The 18,163-nt window shown below is 37.6% G+C and carries 18 protein-coding genes; 11 read left to right on the top strand and 7 right to left on the bottom strand.

The window, feature by feature from the left end; all coding sequences use genetic code 11:
* Window positions 1-190 precede the first annotated feature (190 nt).
* A complete protein-coding gene (locus D0T53_RS09250; protein ID WP_163267137.1) occupies window positions 191-1,258 on the bottom strand; it encodes a substrate-binding domain-containing protein in 1,068 nt (355 codons plus the stop codon).
* Between the two features lie 233 nt (window positions 1,259-1,491).
* Between D0T53_RS09250 and hemW the strand changes: the two genes are divergently transcribed.
* The 6 genes from hemW to D0T53_RS09220 all read left to right on the top strand — a co-directional run bounded on the left by hemW (window position 1,492) and on the right by D0T53_RS09220 (window position 7,313).
* The gene (hemW, locus tag D0T53_RS09245) at window positions 1,492-2,622 is read left to right on the top strand and encodes a radical SAM family heme chaperone HemW (RefSeq protein WP_163267135.1); all 1,131 of its coding nucleotides are present in this window, start codon (window positions 1,492-1,494) and stop codon (window positions 2,620-2,622) included.
* Window positions 2,622-3,389 (top strand): acetylglutamate kinase, encoded by a 768-nt coding sequence (gene argB, locus D0T53_RS09240; protein WP_163267133.1) that lies wholly within the window; start codon window positions 2,622-2,624, stop codon window positions 3,387-3,389. The genes hemW and argB overlap by 1 nt, the downstream gene beginning before the upstream one ends.
* 193 nt (window positions 3,390-3,582) lie before the next feature.
* A complete protein-coding gene (locus D0T53_RS09235; RefSeq protein ID WP_163267131.1) occupies window positions 3,583-4,746 on the top strand; it encodes an XkdF-like putative serine protease domain-containing protein in 1,164 nt (387 codons plus the stop codon).
* Between the two features lie 30 nt (window positions 4,747-4,776).
* Window positions 4,777-5,712: a hypothetical protein gene (locus D0T53_RS09230; RefSeq protein ID WP_163267129.1), complete on the top strand. Its 936-nt coding sequence runs from the start codon at window positions 4,777-4,779 to the stop codon at window positions 5,710-5,712.
* A 40-nt stretch (window positions 5,713-5,752) separates the two neighbouring features.
* Window positions 5,753-6,286 (top strand): hypothetical protein, encoded by a 534-nt coding sequence (locus tag D0T53_RS09225; protein ID WP_163267127.1) that lies wholly within the window; start codon window positions 5,753-5,755, stop codon window positions 6,284-6,286.
* Window positions 6,287-6,446: 160 nt separating this feature from the next.
* Window positions 6,447-7,313 carry a GNAT family N-acetyltransferase gene (locus D0T53_RS09220; protein ID WP_163267125.1) on the top strand — a complete coding sequence of 289 codons (867 nt, stop codon included), beginning with the start codon at window positions 6,447-6,449 and terminating at the stop codon, window positions 7,311-7,313.
* A 15-nt stretch (window positions 7,314-7,328) separates the two neighbouring features.
* Here the strand turns inward: D0T53_RS09220 and D0T53_RS09215 are convergent, their stop codons facing one another.
* The 3 genes from D0T53_RS09215 to D0T53_RS09205 form a co-directional block, all read right to left on the bottom strand.
* Window positions 7,329-7,949: a hypothetical protein gene (locus D0T53_RS09215; protein WP_221411517.1), complete on the bottom strand. Its 621-nt coding sequence runs from the start codon at window positions 7,947-7,949 to the stop codon at window positions 7,329-7,331.
* A 374-nt stretch (window positions 7,950-8,323) separates the two neighbouring features.
* Window positions 8,324-8,836 (bottom strand): DUF6712 family protein, encoded by a 513-nt coding sequence (locus D0T53_RS09210; RefSeq protein ID WP_163267121.1) that lies wholly within the window; start codon window positions 8,834-8,836, stop codon window positions 8,324-8,326.
* Between the two features lie 20 nt (window positions 8,837-8,856).
* Complete coding sequence (locus D0T53_RS09205; RefSeq protein ID WP_163267119.1) at window positions 8,857-9,999, bottom strand: phage portal protein; 1,143 nt, start codon at window positions 9,997-9,999, stop codon at window positions 8,857-8,859.
* Window positions 10,000-10,093: 94 nt separating this feature from the next.
* On the opposite strand from D0T53_RS09205, the gene D0T53_RS09200 reads away from it, so the two are divergent.
* The gene (locus tag D0T53_RS09200) at window positions 10,094-10,822 is read left to right on the top strand and encodes a 2-phosphosulfolactate phosphatase (RefSeq protein ID WP_163267117.1); all 729 of its coding nucleotides are present in this window, start codon (window positions 10,094-10,096) and stop codon (window positions 10,820-10,822) included.
* A gap of 2 nt (window positions 10,823-10,824) precedes the next feature.
* Entirely contained in the window at window positions 10,825-11,502 is a 678-nt protein-coding gene (locus D0T53_RS09195; RefSeq protein ID WP_163267115.1) for an RluA family pseudouridine synthase, read from the top strand.
* Between the two features lies 1 nt (window position 11,503).
* Here the strand turns inward: D0T53_RS09195 and D0T53_RS09190 are convergent, their stop codons facing one another.
* Window positions 11,504-12,178, bottom strand: coding sequence for a murein L,D-transpeptidase catalytic domain-containing protein (locus tag D0T53_RS09190; RefSeq protein ID WP_255489424.1), 675 nt, complete (start codon window positions 12,176-12,178; stop codon window positions 11,504-11,506).
* A 91-nt stretch (window positions 12,179-12,269) separates the two neighbouring features.
* Here D0T53_RS09190 and D0T53_RS09185 point away from each other — a divergent pair, with 91 nt between their 5' ends.
* Window positions 12,270-13,085: a hypothetical protein gene (locus D0T53_RS09185; RefSeq protein WP_163267113.1), complete on the top strand. Its 816-nt coding sequence runs from the start codon at window positions 12,270-12,272 to the stop codon at window positions 13,083-13,085.
* 29 nt (window positions 13,086-13,114) lie between these two features.
* Here D0T53_RS09185 and D0T53_RS09180 read toward each other — a convergent pair whose 3' ends face one another.
* Entirely contained in the window at window positions 13,115-15,895 is a 2,781-nt protein-coding gene (locus D0T53_RS09180; protein ID WP_163267111.1) for a hypothetical protein, read from the bottom strand.
* Window positions 15,896-16,112: 217 nt separating this feature from the next.
* Here D0T53_RS09180 and D0T53_RS09175 point away from each other — a divergent pair, with 217 nt between their 5' ends.
* Entirely contained in the window at window positions 16,113-16,376 is a 264-nt protein-coding gene (locus tag D0T53_RS09175; RefSeq protein ID WP_163267109.1) for a hypothetical protein, read from the top strand.
* A 72-nt stretch (window positions 16,377-16,448) separates the two neighbouring features.
* Here the strand turns inward: D0T53_RS09175 and D0T53_RS09170 are convergent, their stop codons facing one another.
* Complete coding sequence (locus D0T53_RS09170; RefSeq protein ID WP_163267107.1) at window positions 16,449-17,156, bottom strand: head GIN domain-containing protein; 708 nt, start codon at window positions 17,154-17,156, stop codon at window positions 16,449-16,451.
* A 180-nt stretch (window positions 17,157-17,336) separates the two neighbouring features.
* Between D0T53_RS09170 and D0T53_RS09165 the strand changes: the two genes are divergently transcribed.
* Complete coding sequence (locus D0T53_RS09165) at window positions 17,337-18,155, top strand: transporter substrate-binding domain-containing protein (protein ID WP_163267105.1); 819 nt, start codon at window positions 17,337-17,339, stop codon at window positions 18,153-18,155.
* Window positions 18,156-18,163 lie beyond the last annotated feature (8 nt).

Raw genomic sequence — 18,163 nt, 5'->3', positions numbered from 1 at the left:
TTTTTTTACTTCGCATCTCCTGCAAAGCGGGTGCAAAGATAAATACTTTTTTTACCTAATTCCAAATTATTCCCGAGGTTTTTTTGTGATATTTTTTCGCAAAACAAACAATCTTATGTTAGACAACATGTTAACTTCAAAACTTTTTTTGTGATTACTACTATTAACACCTTAAACACGTCTTGAAAATTTACATATTATGATAATAGTCGATATTCTCCTTTATTAAAATATCGATAGGCATATAATTGGTTTTATCGGGTTTTGTTCCAAACAAAAGGTAATTACTTAAAGCTTTCACTCCATTGTAGCCCTGAATATCGGAACGTTGCGATAATAGAAACGACACTTTACCAACTCTTAACGCCTCAACATTTTTTTCGATAGCATCGTACCCTATAAGTTTTATTTCGTGAGACAGATTAGTATTATCGAACAGAACATCAACTAATTCATGAACTCTTGAATTAAAAACGACTCCACCCGAAAGCCTTGGATTTTTCTCGATAAGCGAATTTAAACTCCGTAAGGTTTGAGCATAATTATCCGATAATTCTATTTCGAAAATCTGCCCTTCAAAGTTATTTTCGGAAAGATATTCGCGAAAACCCTTCTCCCTGACATAAGTCTGAAACGAATCCTTTTTCTTATTGGTTCTTATATTAGCGATAAAAACATCGCCATCTTTGCCCACATCATACATCAGCAGTTTTGCAGCAACAGCACCGCTATCATACGAATTAGCTCCGTAGTATGCCAAATTATTCTGATGATTTATAATAGAATCGATATACACATAAGGAATTTCGCGCTCATCCAAAGCACGAGACAAGTCGACAACAGGTTTTTCGAATAACGCAGCAATAACAATTGCATCATACTCTTCTTTCAATATTAACTTCGCCTGATTAGTAAACGAAGCTTCGTCGTACTGATCGAAGTGCAGATAATGTATACTTATATTAAAGTTAACCAACTCACGGGCTGCGCTTACAATCCCCCGGTTAAGCGAATCCCAATAACTGCCTTTTTCGAAAGCAGGAACAAAAACCAATATTTTGTAGTGACGCTTTAATGCCAGCGAACGAGCCATTATATTGGGTTGGTAATTAATTTCTTTAAGAACCGCCTCTACCTTTTCGCGCTTATCGGCAGATACCTTACCCCTATTATGCAACACACGATCTACTGTTCCCGGCGACACCTTAGCCATGCGGGCAATATCTATAATTCTTACATTTTTTCTTATTTCAGACATACATTAAGCAAATGAAAGTATTTAATGATATATTTTTCGGGTTACAACTAAAAAAGACTTGCAACCTCATATCCTTCTTTTACGATAAAGATAATAAGCAAAAGTAGAAATAAAGAACAGAAAACAAATGCTCTCTCAATTTTTTATTACTGTTACAAGCTATTACTTGGTTCATTCTTTTTCGTTTATGTATCTTTGCACTATTAAAATAGCTCGAAACAGATAATTTATTCATGGCAGGTATATATATACATGTTCCTTTTTGTAAAACAAGATGCATTTACTGCGATTTTTATTCTCAGACCAATACAGAGATAAAAAGCCGTTATATAAATGCGGTTTGCGACGAATTGGAACTCCGAAAGATGTACCTTAATAAAGAATACATAAAAACGATATATTTTGGAGGAGGAACACCCAGCCAATTAACCGAAAGTGATTTCAGGATAATATTCGAAACAATATACTCCAATTATAAAGTCGACAGCAACGCCGAAATAACAATAGAAACCAATCCTGACGACCTTAACTTTGAGTATATAAAAATGCTCCGAGGCTTACCTTTTAACCGATTGAGCCTAGGCATACAAAGTTTCGACGATGACGACCTTACTTTTTTAAACAGACGACACTCTGCCGAAAAAGCAATAAGAGCAATAAAAGATTGCCAACAAGCGGGATTCGATAATATAAGTATCGACCTGATGTACGGATTGCCTGAACAAACGGTTGAATTATGGACAAAAAACATAGAAAAAGCCATTGAATTAAACGTGCAACACATATCGGCTTATCATCTTATATACGAAGAAAATACCCCAATATATAATTTGCTAAAAAAAGGCGATATAAAAAATGTAAGCGAAGAAGTCAGCAACCAATTATTTACAACACTAAAAACAAAGTTGGAAGACGCAGGCTTTATTCATTACGAAATTTCTAATTTTGCAAAGCCGGATTTCGAATCGAAGCATAACTCCTCGTATTGGAAAAGCGTTCCGTATATGGGCATTGGCCCCTCGGCGCATTCATATAACGGAAAAAGCCGTTCGTGGAATATAGCATCCATCGCGGAATATATAAAAGGTGTGGAAGGCAAACAGCCTGTATCGGAAGAAGAAATACTAGACATAAATAGTCGATACAACGATTACATTCTTACCCGATTACGTACTGTTTTGGGGGCAGATGCCGAAGAAATAAGAAACTTATTCGGGCAAAAGATGTTAGAATATTTTCTTCTTAATGCCCGGAAACATATAGATAACGGATACATAATAAAAGAACATAACAACTTGCGAATAGCTTCCGTCGGGCTATTAATTTCGGACGGAATAATGAGCGATTTAATGTATATAGACTGATGGAAAAATTAACCCTTATAAAAGTAGGCGGTAAAATAGTTGAGGAAGAAAACTCTCTTATTGCCCTACTTAACGAATTTGAAAAAATAGACGGTTACAAAGTACTTGTACACGGTGGCGGACGTTCGGCTACCAAGTTGGCCGAAAAGCTTGGCATAGAGAGCAAGATGGTTAACGGAAGACGCATAACAGATGCACAAACACTCGAAGTGGTTACTATGGTTTATGGCGGATTAGTGAACAAAAAAATCGTAGCCAAATTACAGTCGATAGGTGTTAATGCTTTGGGACTTACCGGTGCCGACATGAATATCATACAATCGGAAAAACGTCCCGTAAAAGATATTGACTATGGCTTTGTTGGAGATGTAAAAGAAGTAGATGGCGAGCGGCTTAACTGGCTGATTAAACAAGATATTGTACCCATTGTAGCGCCATTGAGTCACGATAAACACGGTAACATATTAAATACTAATGCCGACACCATTGCTGCCGAAACAGCCCAAGCCCTTGCAAAACATTTTGACGTAAGTCTCGTGTTCTGTTTTGAGAAAAAAGGTGTACTGATGGACGAAAATGATGACGACAGTGTTATCCCCGAACTGAACAAAGAAAGTTTTGCACGCTATACCGAACAAGGCATTATAAAAGGCGGCATGTTGCCTAAACTCGAAAACGCATTTAAATCTATCGAAAATGGTGTTAAAGAAGTAGTTATAACACAAGCCTGCGATATTGCGTTACGTACAGGAACAGTTATAAAATAAAATATTATCTTTCTTTATAGTCCACATAATAGGCATTTCTATCTTTTAAACAAATAAACATAAAGCTACCTTCTAAAAAGTAAAAAGGAGCTTCTTAATCATAGTAGTCGGAAGAATTTTTCTTCCGGCTTTTTTTATTTCTTCCCCAACATGTAAAAAAACAATACGCATTTTATCTATCAGTAAAAAGCGTATGAACTTACCAGTATTTGATTGCCGTATAGATGACAGCGTTGACGATAAAAGCGGGATTTATGCCATCTCGTTTGTCGAATCTCCCGCTGTTGAGGTCGAATTTATAGCTTTATCGGAACATCTGAAAGATGAATTTTTGTGTTGTGATAAACAAAAACAAGTACTGACAGGCGTTGTTTTACGTCCCGGTCAGTTAATCTATCGAAACGACCCAAAGCAAGGCGAACACTTCATCAGGTTTACCGAAACCGAGATCGAAAAAATTGCCCGCAAAATGATGAAAACAGGCATTGCCTTGCGTAGTACCACCCATCAGCATATAGACACCCTTTCGGGCAATTACCTTACCGAATTGTGGATTGTAGAAGATCCGGAGAAAGATAAATCGAGGGCGTTAGGTTTCGAACCTCAACCTCAAGGCACACTTATGTGCAGTTATAAAATAGAAGACAATGCTTACTGGAAAAACGAAGTTATGACAGGTAACGTTAAAGGATTTTCTATTGAGGGTTTATTTTTCAGGCAAGCCACCGACGCAAACGAATTAAATCAGATTAAAAATAAAAAAATGAAACAGAAAATGAGTAAACATCAAAAAGCGGGAAATAAATCGTTATTGTCGCGATTAGGACATTTCTTATTAGGAGTCGAGTCGGTCGAAAAGTCCGATTTTATGGCTAGCGGAACAGCATATGTAGTGTTTGTTCTGGCCGATGGAAAAGAAGTATTAGTTGATTCGGACGGTTTTGCAACTCTCGAAGGGGAACAGTTGCCTGCGGGAGAACATCTGTTAGCCGATGGAAATATTTTGGTGGTCGATGCCGATGGTCAGTTTTGTGAAACAAAAGCTGTAGCAAAAAAAGATGCAGAAAATGAAAAACAAACAACCCCGCAAACTTTGTCGGATGACGATCAGAAAAAGAAGGCTACAACTGAAGAATCTGCCGAAACATTGAAAGCAAAAATTGCCGAATTAGAAACCAAGCTGTCAGAATTGGCAACTCTTCTAAAAGATGCTGCCCTTGAAGTACAAAACCTGCGTAAAACTACGCCAAGCAGCCTGCCTGTAGTCGCCAATTTAGCGAATAAACGCCCTGATGACATTCCTAGATATGAAGAGATGGCACAGGCATTGGCTTCAGCTATCAAAAACAGAAAATAAACATAGTAATTAATAATAAAACATTTTTTTATGACAAACATGTATGACATTTCATCGTTAAGTTACCAACCAAGTACCAATATGGATTGGTTTACGAAAGCTCTTTTTGGCGGTCGCCTTATTGAGAACGGTAAAATTGACGTAATAACAGGAGTTAAGGAAAGCACAATGCTTAACCTCATCGATTTTGCCGATTCGTTATTGCAACCCGATTCGCGCAACTGTGCATGGACACCCGATCGCATTTTCAAGTTGAGCGAAAAGGAGGTTACTATTAAAACCTACAAAATCAATCTTGAACAATGTATCGACGACCTTGAGCGTAAACGCATTAACATAATGCTGAAACCCGGAGCAAAGAATGGCGCTTTACCAGAGTCGCTGGAAGAAGCAACGATGGCTATGCTGGCTTCGGAATTGAGCGCCGAAATAGAAGCCAAAATTTTTAAAGGCGATAGCAGTGACGATCCGAACGATTTTGACGGAGCCATAAAAATATTGACCGAAAGTACTGATGCTGTAAAGATAACAGGGGCAACTCTTACCAAAGCTAACGTATTGGCCGAAATAGAAAAAGTTTATGAAGCTATACCCGAGGATGTTTTGGCAAAGGGATTAGAAAACGACAGTGTGAAGATTTATGTTTCGTACGAAACTTTACAACGAGCTAAAATGGCTCTGGCGTCGGTAAGTAATCAGGTAGTTGCTACAGCCCTCACTGTTCAAAACGAAGTGCTTCGCTATTTGGGTGTTGAGATTGTTCCGGTAAAAGGTTTGGATAATGCAACAATGATAGCTGCCGATATGGCAAACTTTCTGTTAGCAACCGATCTATTGAGCGATACGGAAGAAATTCGTCTCGGACAATTTCCTGCACCAAACGACAATAAAATATTCATCGACGGACGTTTGCGTTTGGGATTTGTAATACCCTTCGAAAACGAAGTGGTGTTTTACAGCAAATAAACATGCAAAATAATTTTTAATATCTTAAAACATAAATAATATGGGATGTAAATTAACAGCCAGCATAACAAAGGATAATTGTTGTTATTCGGTGGCAGGTATCAAGGCTTTATATCTGTTTAACTACAACACAGCCAACACATACGAACTTGAAGAAGACCTAATAAAAGCAATAAGTTTATCGGGGAGCGATAGGGCTTATAAAGTGGAGTATATCGAAGGTTCTGCTTCGTGGTCGGACGAATTAGCTGTAAATGGCAATGGTGGAAAATATCGTACACATACAGTAAATTTCACACTAAGCGAATACGACTATAAATTACTGAATCAGGCAGATGCTTTAAGTTTAGGCAAGTTTACGGTTGTTGTAGTCGACAAATCGGGACGTGTAGTAATATTAGGGCGTAACAACGGGTTAAGCGCAACTTCATTCAACTATGCATCGGGAGCTGCCGACGCAGATGCCAACGGATGGACAACTGTACTTACCGGAACCGAAATGGAAGTTGGCAAGTTATTGAAAAACGAAAACGTAATAGCTTCGCTAGTGGATACAACTATGGTTGAGGCATAGCCTAAATAAGTAGCAGTTTTTTCAGCAGTATTCTCGACAAAAGAGGATACTGCTTTTTTTTAATAAATGAATACAAACCTGTATTTTTCGGAATAAATACATGAATATCAAATCTTTTATTTGTATATTCGTATGTTAGTCTTAATAAATTGATACTGCTATGATACAATTTGCTAATGACAAGACAGCCCCGCTTGTTCGCGATATGTGGAAGACTTGCTTTGACGATTCCGACGCCTTCATGGAATTGTATTTTACAAAAAAGTACCGAAACGAAAATACTTTAATTTATTTCGAGAACGGCATTGCTGCGGCTTCGTTGCAGATACTACCATATATTATCCGTTTTTATGGAAAGGAGATACCTTGCGGATATATATCAGGAGCCTGTACGTTACCTCAATACAGAGGACGTGGGTATATGAAAGATTTACTTTTGGAGTCGTTCCGAATTATGCAGGATCGTAATATCCCGATAAGCATTCTGATACCTGCCCGAGCACCCTTATTTTATTTCTATGAAAAATACGGCTACACTCAGGTTTTTGACAAGGGAGAAGTGCCGTTATATTTTAAATCTTTTTTATACAAGTATCCTTATGATGTAAAGGAGGCTTACACTCAATTTAATAAAGAATACCAGCAAACCGATTTTTGTATTTTAAAAACAGAAGAAGATTTTAAGATTATTGCCGAAGAATATATTCTCGACGGTTGCCCCGCTAAATATAATTTAGCAGGTATGGCTCGCATTCTCGATGCTTGGAGTTTACTCAGCCTTTATGCAATCCGAAATCCGCGTCAGGATTTCAGGGTAAAAATAACCGACGAAACACTACAAACAGAATCGATTTACCATGTGCAGGAAGCAACTGTCAGTCTTATTTTTGGCACAGAATGGGATTTCGAGGTTGATATACAAACTTTAACCCGCTTGCTTTTTGGTTATCACACCAATAATATGCCCGACAATTTAAGTACAAAATTTACAGAACAACATCCTGTTATGAACCTTATGCTGGAATAACAGCTTCAGGTATAATCAATAGCCTTTTATACTTTGCTTTGTGGGCAATAGAAATAAAACATATTGCATTGCAACAAAGCAACTTGCAACTATGTTAAACAGAGTATTATAAAACAGGGTTAAACTATTCCACACATTAATGTTAAGCCACATTTTCAGTCCAAACATAGCCAGATAAACTGCAATTATGCCAAAAAGCCAAACTATCGATACCTTCGCATCTTTTAAACGGTAAATACTATATTTTATATAAAAAAACAAATAGCCAAGACAGTATAGTCCTATGTATGTTGGATTTAAATCTGAATACGAAAAATCAGAATAAAAAAGAACAATAATGATAACTACATTAAATATAGCCATTATTCCCATTAAATTACCTAATTTTATTGCATACGTTATGGGAGTCAGTCGTTTTTCTGAAGCTAAAATATCTTCATATTCATCTTTATATTGAAAGCATAAACATATCATATTTATTATGCCCACAACTAACACTCCAATAATTGAATAAATAAAAACAGAAGATATAGGCGATTGATTACTAATTGTTATTTCCGGATAATATGCACCTAAAGTTATTAAGGTTGTAAAAGATGCAAAAAATAAATAATTTACAATACCAGATATAATCATTAGTTTTTTCCCTCGGCCCAAACTTCGGATTCGTTTTATAGCAAGTATAATTGATGAATATGAGACCAAAAACCATATTGGAACAAAATTTGGGGTGAGAGTATGTGTTATTTGAGAATAAATTGCATTAGCCGATAACCATTCTGTACTAATCCGGCCTGCAATTATCATATTAAGGCTACTTAGAATATAGGAACTAAAGTATGTGCCAATTAACATAAAAAGGAGAATAGAGCCAACTCTGAATTCCCGGTAAGTAATAGTCCCTTTATAATTAAGTAATATATTTAAGATTGTTTTATCCATATTAGCATTTCGATATGTTTTGACGCACAAAAGTAATAAATAAAGAGAGTTATAAACTCTCTTTACAATTATTTTTCGGGGAAATAAAACCCGCTATTAAATACCTGTGTACTATTACATTCCGAACAATAATTTTTATCGGGCTTCCACAATGGATAAGCCTTTTGTTGCGAACAAAGAAAATCGGTCAGCAATTCCACAAAAATGTTAGCATCGTTGCGTATCCATTGTCTTAATTGGGCAACATCGTTAATATCTATGCTCTTACTGTTTTCACTTTCGCGTATAGTAATTCCTTTGTTTACAATTGCTGCCCAATGAAAAGGTAATCCCTGATATACTGCGAAAAAAGATAAGGCCGGTGCTATTTTCAATATAAGTAAACTATTTATTTCGGTTAGGTTGTTGTTATCTATCTGCAATTTTAATTCGGTCATTAATGCTTCGCCCAATACCGGTGCAATATAAAGCTCCTGAGCTATTGCCAGATAAGGAATAAACTCGGTTATATTAGTATTTCCTGTAACAGGAGAATGTTTGCGGAAAAGTTCTTCGCTGATAAGCGCTGTAGATGAATACATAATTCTAATTTTTTAAAATTTCACTTCTGCTCGTTGTAAGTACCTTCGTACTTTTTAATTTCGTTTATAACTTCCAATTCGTTAATTACTAATTTCGGATACCCGTTATTTATTACAAAAGGGTTTAAAGTTTCGGTAATTTTTCGGCGCATATTATGTATAACCGTATAATTGTAAAGTATAAATGCATTGATTATTTCGCTAGCATTACCACTTAAATTTCCTGACCCCGATAATCCGGCAAGTGTAGGAGACGATAGGCGGTGAGCCGAAATTATCTTCTGAAAAACAACATCGTTTACATTATTATATAAGTCGGCATTACCGCTTGCAACAAAGGGTGTTACAGTCGGCTTTATTTCCTGACTTTCGCCATATAACACAACAATGGAATTTGCTCCGTTAGTTCCGGCAAATGTATTAGTCATATCCCTGTTAAACTGAGCTTTTGCTTCGTCGCTCGGATTACTTGGAATAGTTACGATAACCGATGGCGCAAACCCGTTATTTATAGAATTGCGATAAAATTTACCAAGCAAACCATCAGCTTCAATATAGTTAAGTGCCGAATAGTATTGTGGCACCGGGTAATAATCGAGGCTGGGTTCGTAATCTTTATAATAGAAAAGACATGGTTTCCCCTGAACCTGATTCGGGCAGCCATATGCGTCTATCAGTATGGGTGCATATTGCCCTGTTGTTTTCTTCCAATCGTTCGAAAGATAGTAGTTCTGGGCTATTCCATATTCATTTACTTCGCCTACACGTATTTTGCTGAAATCGGTATGATACAAACTCAGGTTTTTCCCGTCTTCGTTAGTAATCACCTGAAAACAGAAACCTCCGAATGTTGCATAATCGCGACTGATTTTTTCGATAAATATATCCCAGTCTTCGTTAGGATTAGGGCGCCCGTAATAATTATCCTTATTTGTGCCCGAGCCGCAGATGTACGTAACCTTACTGTCGATTATAGACTTGTTTACTGCCGACAAATTATTCAGTTCGATAATTTGTTGAGGCAGATTATTGTCCCTCCCATAATTAATCCAACCCTTAGCCGATTTCGAAAAAGTTGGATACGAGGGTATTTGCGTTGATAGGTTAATAACCGAATACCCCATTTTTTTCAGTCGATCAATGTCTTTGATTTTTTGTTCCATAGTTTTTTATTCAATAGATAAAACCGGAAGAAAATCAACGGTTTTTTGCCATAACCAACACAGTTTTGTAGCTTTGCATAAAAAGTCGGGATAAATGAAGAAAATTGATGTTTGTTTTTCGCCAATGTTATACAACAACTATGTTGATGGCAGCGAAAACAATACGGTTGTAATAGTTGTAGATGTATTCAGGGCAACAACAAGCATGTGCGCCGCAATAAATAACGGAGCCCGCAGTATTGTACCAGTCCGCACTCCTGAAGAGGCTTTTGCTTATAAGCAAAAAGGTTTTCTGGTTGGTGGCGAGAGCAATATGCAAGTATTCGATTTCGGCGATTTCGGTAACTCTCCGAGCGATTACATAAAAGAAAAAGTAAAGGATAGGGATATTGTGATTTCTACAACAAACGGAACCCGTGCCATTGACGAAGCGCGTGAAAGTTATAGTTTGGTTATAGGTTCTTTTTCAAACATTTCGACTGTTGTGCGGTATTGTGTTTCGCAAAAGAAGGATGTATTGGTTCTTTGCGCCGGATGGAAAGATAAATTTAATTTTGAAGATAGCTTGTTTGGCGGAGCAATGGTTGAGAAACTTATGAACGAAGGATTCAATGCCTCGTTTGATGCGGCTCAGGTTGCTTTGGGAATGTGGCAGGAAGCCAAACCCGATATAATGACCTATGTACAGCGAAGCGAGCATTTCAAGCGTTTAGAGGCTCATGGCTTGCTCGATGTAGCAGAGTATTGCCTGACGTCCGACACCACAGACGTTTTACCTCTTTATAACAGAGATACTAAAAGTATAGTGAATAGCATTTTATAACTATGACAGTACTTTACGAAGATAACCACATTATAATAGTCAATAAGGCTGTTTCTGAAATAGTACAGGGCGATAAAACAGGCGATAAGCCTCTTTCGGAAACCGTGAAAGAGTGGCTGAAAGAAAAATATAACAAGCCCGGAAATGTTTTTTGCGGTGTTACGCATCGACTCGACCGTCCCGTTAGCGGTATTGTTATCTTTGCTAAAACCAGCAAAGCCCTTCCCCGACTGAACGATATGTTCAAGAACAAGGAGGTAAAAAAAACATATTGGGCTATTGTAAAAAATCTGCCCAAACAACCCGAAGCAGACTTGCGCCATTATCTTGTCCGGAACGAGAAACAGAATAAATCGTATGCTTACGATACAGAAAAGCCAAATTCGAAGTTGGCAATATTGCATTATAAACTCATTGCCCGTTCGGATAATTATAATTTGTTAGAAATAGACCTTCAGACTGGCAGACATCACCAAATACGTTGCCAATTGGCAAAAATGGGTTGCCCTATAAAAGGCGACCTGAAATACGGAGCAGAGCGCTCAAACCCCGACGGAGGAATAAGCCTGCATGCCCGTTCGGTTAGTTTTATACATCCGGTGTCGAAAGAACTGATAGAAGTTACCGCTCCACTGCCCGACGATAAGCTTTGGAAAGTTTTGGAATCGGCTGTAAAATAAATCAGTTATATATCCACAACAGGGTTGGTTTTTGCTGCTTTTTCAGAAGCATATCCAGCTCGGTCATCAAACTGTTATTGATAACAGGGCACCCCTGGCTGTAACCTAAAGGCAGATGTGAGGGTGCGATTTCGTGATCAGGTATTTCGGAAAAAGAGTGAAGTACTACAATCCGACGGAATGCGTTATCGTTCGTTTTTTCCAATCCGTGTAACTTATAGTGTACATTTATTCCATATTGGCTGTACGAGCGGGCACCTGTTTTATATTTACCCAGCGAAGTACAATAACTACCCTCAACATTACTGAATGCCGGTCGGCTAGGCGTACTGCGTTTGCCGTATCCATGTGCACAAAGGCCCGAAGATGCTATTGTATCGGTTTTAAAATCCCAAACAAAAAAGCGCTTCTTACCCGAGTGTTCCGACATATCTACCAACAGGCAAAAATCGGTATTCATTCCCTTAGTCTTGCAAAATATCAATGCCGAATCGGCTTTACCCCGAAGTTTCTCGTTTACAGTATTTGTCGATAACGATTCTGTTACAGTATTTGCAGCATCGTCTTCGTTTTGTGACTTCGTGTTATTACCGTTGCAGGCAGGCAATATAAATAAAAACATCAGCAAAATACTGAGTGCCTGATAATGAACGGATGTTAGTTTTTGTTTTTTCATGTAAAGCTGATTATCTTTGCAAATAAACGGAAGTAAGTTATACAATTACATCTGTAAATATATTATTTAATATTAGCTATCCCTTAAAGATATGAAAAAAATATGCCTCCTTTTACTTTTAACAACTTTGTTTGTGGCTTGTGGTGGTGACGATGACAACAACGACCCGAATGAAGGAAAATACTTCCCCTTGACCGATTGGGCAGGTGACTGGAACGACCCCGACGATGATGCCTACAAAGAAGAATACGAGGGTAAATATCGTCCCATGTGGGGAGTGTGGAAAGTGGAGAAAATAAACGGAAAAGAATATACCGATTATCTGGTATATTGCTGGACTAGTGAGTTTACGTGGGAATCGACCACCAAGCGCCCCGATAATGGAGATAGACCTTATTTTAGATATCCCTATAAAGGTGAAAAGTTTTATGTAAACGACAAAATGATTAAGACCGATAAAAGGCTTTATAAATACGAAATAAAAATTGTAAATGATGACTTTGAAATGACACTTACGGATGGGGCTGACACATGGCTGCTACGGTATTATGTAGGAGAAGGCTCTGTTTGGCTTGGCGATTGGAACGACCCTGACGACCGTTACTACCAAATTTTTCAAGGTAATTATAATCCTGTAAAAGGGACTTGGAAAATGACACATATAGACGGAAAACCAACAACGCCTTCTTATTATCGTTTTAATGAAGATTTTGTGAGAGAAGTTGCGGGTAGTAGTAATCATATTTATTATGATGCAACATTCTATCAAATAAACAAAACAGGTATTCGCCTAATGTATAAAAATGGTTCTTCAACTTATATTGAGTATTCCATAAACGATAATACTTTAATATATGATTCGCATGATTCTGCAAATGTGCTTACCTTTGTTAAAATTGAAGATTAGAAAAAGGCAGTATGCACTGCCTTTTTTACTTAATATGCTTTTCGGATAAGCCTTAATTTACATTTGTTGATGTAGAGCGGATCGTAACCCTCAATAGCTCCAACATGATAGAGGTCGCCATTAAAACGCACAAAAGTACCACCGTTCAGTAGCTCATACTCGTCAGGCGCTAGAAAACATTCCACCTCGGTATAATTGCTGGCATTAGGGGCTACAATATTAAAATAGCTGCGCATAATGCTGTCGCCTTCGTCTTTATAATCGAGTCGCAATGCCCGGGTATCTAAATAACCTTTATAAGAGTTACTTAAACGTGGCACATAAAAATCCATTGCCCTTACTCCATCGTTCATTGGGTTGGGTGGCGTATTCCATATCTGCCCCAACTTATCGTACATGAGACCAATATCCCCCGATTCGGTATTCCTGTACCAAAAACGTTGGGTATAATTTGTATAAAGCTTTTTTACTAAATCAGAGTATGTTGATGTATGATCACTACCCTCCCAAATTTCTTTATTGGTTATAACAGGAAAATAAAGATTTATTCCATCTCGTTTTATCTCTTTAAACCAATTGTAAGAAAAAGTAGACGATTGCGTAATAGTACTGCCGTTCAAGGTCCCTGTATCAAAACGTCCGTTTCCATTTTCTTTTGTTCTTTCAAACCCCTCTTCTTCCTCGTTTATTTTGAAGTTAAGCTCGAAAGCCGCAGGTAAACCTAAAGGCAAATTTGTACGGTGGCGTATGCTTGCCCTATCGGATATATCTACAATGGTAGTAGGAGAATCCTGCCAGTTTTGTTTATGGTTCAGTGCAAAATTTGTATCTCCGCTTTGCTCTATTTGCAAATTGAATGTTTTACAAAAGCCATCGAGCCATTCGTCTACCTTATCTTCCGACGGTAAGAATTTCGACAAATCGAGGCTTTCCGAGTCAAAATCGGGAGTATCATCCCAATTCATGCTTTCACTATCTTCGTCTTTGTTTTCCTCCTCTTTTTTGTCGACGGTTATCCAGTCTTCCTTTTTTTTGAAAGGAGTAATTGTGAGGTCGAACTCGATATCCTGCATAGGCCACCCCCGATGTGTTGTAACATATGACGAACCGGCCGACAAGCTGGTTATTTTGTCGGATATGGCAATAAGTGTTAAATGTTCTCCCTTGTTAAGCCATACCACCTGAAAAAGCTGACCATCGGCAGACGTCAGGTTTTCTTCTATATTTGTATAATTAATAAAATGCTCTCCTCCTTTTTTTGATTCAAGTTTCACTTTAAACTTGTTTACATCAATATCCGAAATGGTTTCTTCATCGCTGCCGTCCTCATCCTTAGGTCTGTTATCTATATAGCTGTAAGCTGGCGAGTTAATGGCTGAATAAATTTTATCCTTCTGCGAAAATTCCACATCCCAACTCCATCCATGTTTTATAGCCATAATAAGTCCTAAATGTTTGTTCTCTCCTTTATATAGCGGATTTGCTTTTATTCTGTTACCGCCAAAGCTGAGCCCCGAAATTAAGCGTTCGTTTACCTTGGGATCTATCATCATTACTGCCTGCGGGCTAGGGACAGGAAAGTATTGTAGCTGTTCGTTTTTCTTGTTCTCGTCCTGTGGCAGGTTTTCGCGAAAGCATCGTGTATCGAAATTCTGTTCGGAAAACCCGAAATCGCCTTCGCCAAAGTCCCTCAGCAATTTTATTTCGTAATGTCGGCTGTCTAATTTTTCGGTGGTCGACGGCACGTAATTCCTGCCTTTATAGTTGCGGGTGGTATATTCTGTTTTTAAACGTATACTACTTTTCAACTCTATCTTATATAACCCCGATACAGGCACGGTATAATGTACACTGTGTTTACGGCTTTTAAGTATGGTATCGCTATCATTTTTCTTTTCTTCGGTGTTGCTTACCATTACATTAGTACCGTTATCGGTAACATTTATGTCGGCCATCGACGAATTGAAGATGTCGGTTATATAACGTATCGCTCCATCGAAATCGTTACGGTAAGAGAGCGTCTCGAACTGAGTGAATTTATCGGGATGATAGTTTGTCCAGTTACCTTTAATATTTACTTTACCCAAGTGTGCCCAGTTCCACTCCTGCTGGTAATCGACAGGATTTTTGTACGACATGTAAAGATTGGCTAGACGTTCGTCGTCAAAAACATTGCCTTCGATGGAGTAGCCCTTTGTCCCGAATAAATATTCTATTGCTTTAAGACAATTTATCGACGGCGGAAAATCTTGTATTCCCAACCTTACCGTATCGTCAAAAACGTCTTTGTTTGTATAACTGCCTTTCACCGGATCGGACGGCACCTTAGGTAGCAGCCCGTACAACACCAAAGGAAAAATACATTCGGGAATACCATTGTCGAAGTTGTATTTGTTCATACTCTCGATAAAATCAGAAAAAGGTATTTCCCATTTGCCCAGTTCTGTCATCTTTTTGTCTCCGAAAATATCCTTAACTGTTTTTTTAGCCGGAACAACAAGATTGCCCTTGTAATGCTCGGGGGTAATTTCGCTCAGCGTAAATATCCCTTCAAAAACAGTTATATCATTTACAATCAGTAAAGCTTCGTAATTGATATTGAACTTATTTTTTACTTCTTCTACAATACTATACCCGAATATTTTATCGTTTTGCACTGTCGAAGGCAGAGTTATCGAATAACTGTATTGTGCATCCTTAGTATTCAGTTCGCTGGGGTTTATAAGTACCCTGTTCAATCTTATCCCCAACTTCTCGGGACTCTGAATATCGCACAGTTTCCGATCGATGTATAGTTCGATGTGTGTCATATAATTTTTATCTTATAGATAAAAGTTGAAAAAATAATTGGGGACTATGAAAGATGCTCAAACATAGTGAACAAAAATCGGAACAGGGATGTTAATAAATTAAATCTAGATACAAAGAATTGAAGAGTGCCGATTGATGATTGTCGGTTTATTTAATTTCTTATCTTTGTGACAAATATCAGCAACATAAATAAAAGACTTATTAATTATAAGCCATATGAACGAAGCAACCGAAAAAAGACAGCAGCCGATAGTATCGGTACAGGATTCGAGTACTCCCGATAAAAAGAAAGAAACAAAAGTAACTATCGACGGGGTATTTGGAAAAATTGTGATATTTGAAAGGGAAGATCTTACCGATGTTGAGATATGCCGGCTTCTTAATGTTGCGTCTTTCACAAAGTTGGATATAGACAAACATTACGAACGTGAAGGTGGTGTAGACAAACATCGCTATACTGTTTATAACATCCTGATATAATTTGTTTTAATATATGAAAAAAGCCTGTTCTTAATAAAAAGAACAGGCTTTTTTTTTCGATGAAATCAAATTCTACTTTTTAGATATATCCCCCGATCCTTTTATTGTTTTCGCAACACTGGGATTTCCTTTATACGAAATGTCGCCACTACCTCTTACTTCGGCATTGAGGTTTTCTTCGGCATAAACTTCAATATCGCCCGACCCTTTTACTCGACATATTGCATTACGGGCTTTCAGCGCGTATGCCGATATATCGCCACTACCATTTAAATCGGCTTGAAAATCGAGGGTATTCCCCGACAAATCCACATCGCCCGATCCATTTAAACTGGTCTTTACGCTTCGGCAATCGATATTGTTTATCTTTACGTCGCCCGATCCGTTTAACGAAATATCAAGCGATTCGATTTTCAGTTTCTTTTCTACGGTAACACTTCCCGAACCTAATAATCTTATATGCGACAAATCTCTCGCCCCCGTATATACTACATAACGAGAAGGGTTGATATTACCCTCGTTATGTATTACTAGGGTGTTTCCTTCAACCGAATAAGATATTTGTGATAAAACGTTTTCATCTACTTCGAGACGGAAATAAGGGTTCGACGTCTGCTCGTAGTTTATTTCGACCGGGCCAGCAGCATCTATTTTGGTATAGTTACCAAGATTGGCTTCCTTTGTTACTATTTTTTTATTGCCCTTGGTTGCACACGAACTGGTGGAACAGGATGTAACCATTAAAAGAAGGAAAAAGGAGAGACAGAAAAGATTCTTCATAATTTATTGTATTTATTTTATTACTGTTTATAGATATGACGAACAAAACTGAGATATGTTACACCTTATTTACCTTTCTTTCGAAAACATTGAAAGAACTAAAATTAATATACTACTGTTTATCTTAATGAGGATATGAAAAGAATACTTATTTTTGAATAAATGTAAAAGAAGATTTATATGTCACGATATAAAAAGATAACTTTAATTTCAGCATTTGTTATCATGATAATTGTTGCTGTTGTTGCATATTTACAGACTGACAGGACAAAACAAACTGCCCATAAAGATTATCATCAAATAATGGAAAGCCGAAAATTACGAGTAATAACCGATTATAATTCGGTTGGTTATTTTGTTATGGACGATACTGTAGCAGGATTTAATCACGACCTGTTACAACTTTTTGCTGCAAATGCAAATTTAGAGCTGGATGTAAAACTGGAAAATGATCTGCAAAAAAGTATCGATGCCCTGAATCGGGGCGAAGTTGATATTTTAGCCCGCAATATTCCTGCAAACTTCAGTTTGAAGAATGATGTAGCTTTTACGCAACCTATAATTCGTAACAAATTGGTATTAGTGCAACATATTTCTGAAAACAAAGATGAAAAACCCATCCGGAGTCTTTTAGATTTAGCTAAGAAGACTGTATACGTTTCAAAAGCATCGCCGGCAAAACTTCGCCTCGAAAACTTGTCGAACGAAATTGGCGATACCATCTTTGTGAAAGAAGATAGTTTGTACGAGTCTACCCAATTGATAATGAAAGTAGCTTCGGCCGAAATAGAATACGTTGTTTGCGATGCTGCTATTGCCGAAAAAGTAGCGAAAATAATACCAAACATCGACATAAAAACAGACGTTGGTTTTACACACCTCGAAGCATGGGCTGTAAGCAAGTCGTCTCCCGTATTACTCGATTCGCTTAATATATGGATAGGAAGATTGCAACAATCGCCTGTTTTCGACCGTATTTATCGCAAATATTACAAGTAAGAGCAGAT

The sequence above is a fragment of the Dysgonomonas sp. 216 genome (genome assembly GCF_010501065.1).
Taxonomy (GTDB): Bacteria; Bacteroidota; Bacteroidia; order Bacteroidales; family Dysgonomonadaceae; genus QVMM01.
This window is presented reverse-complemented; position numbering and strand designations above follow the sequence as displayed.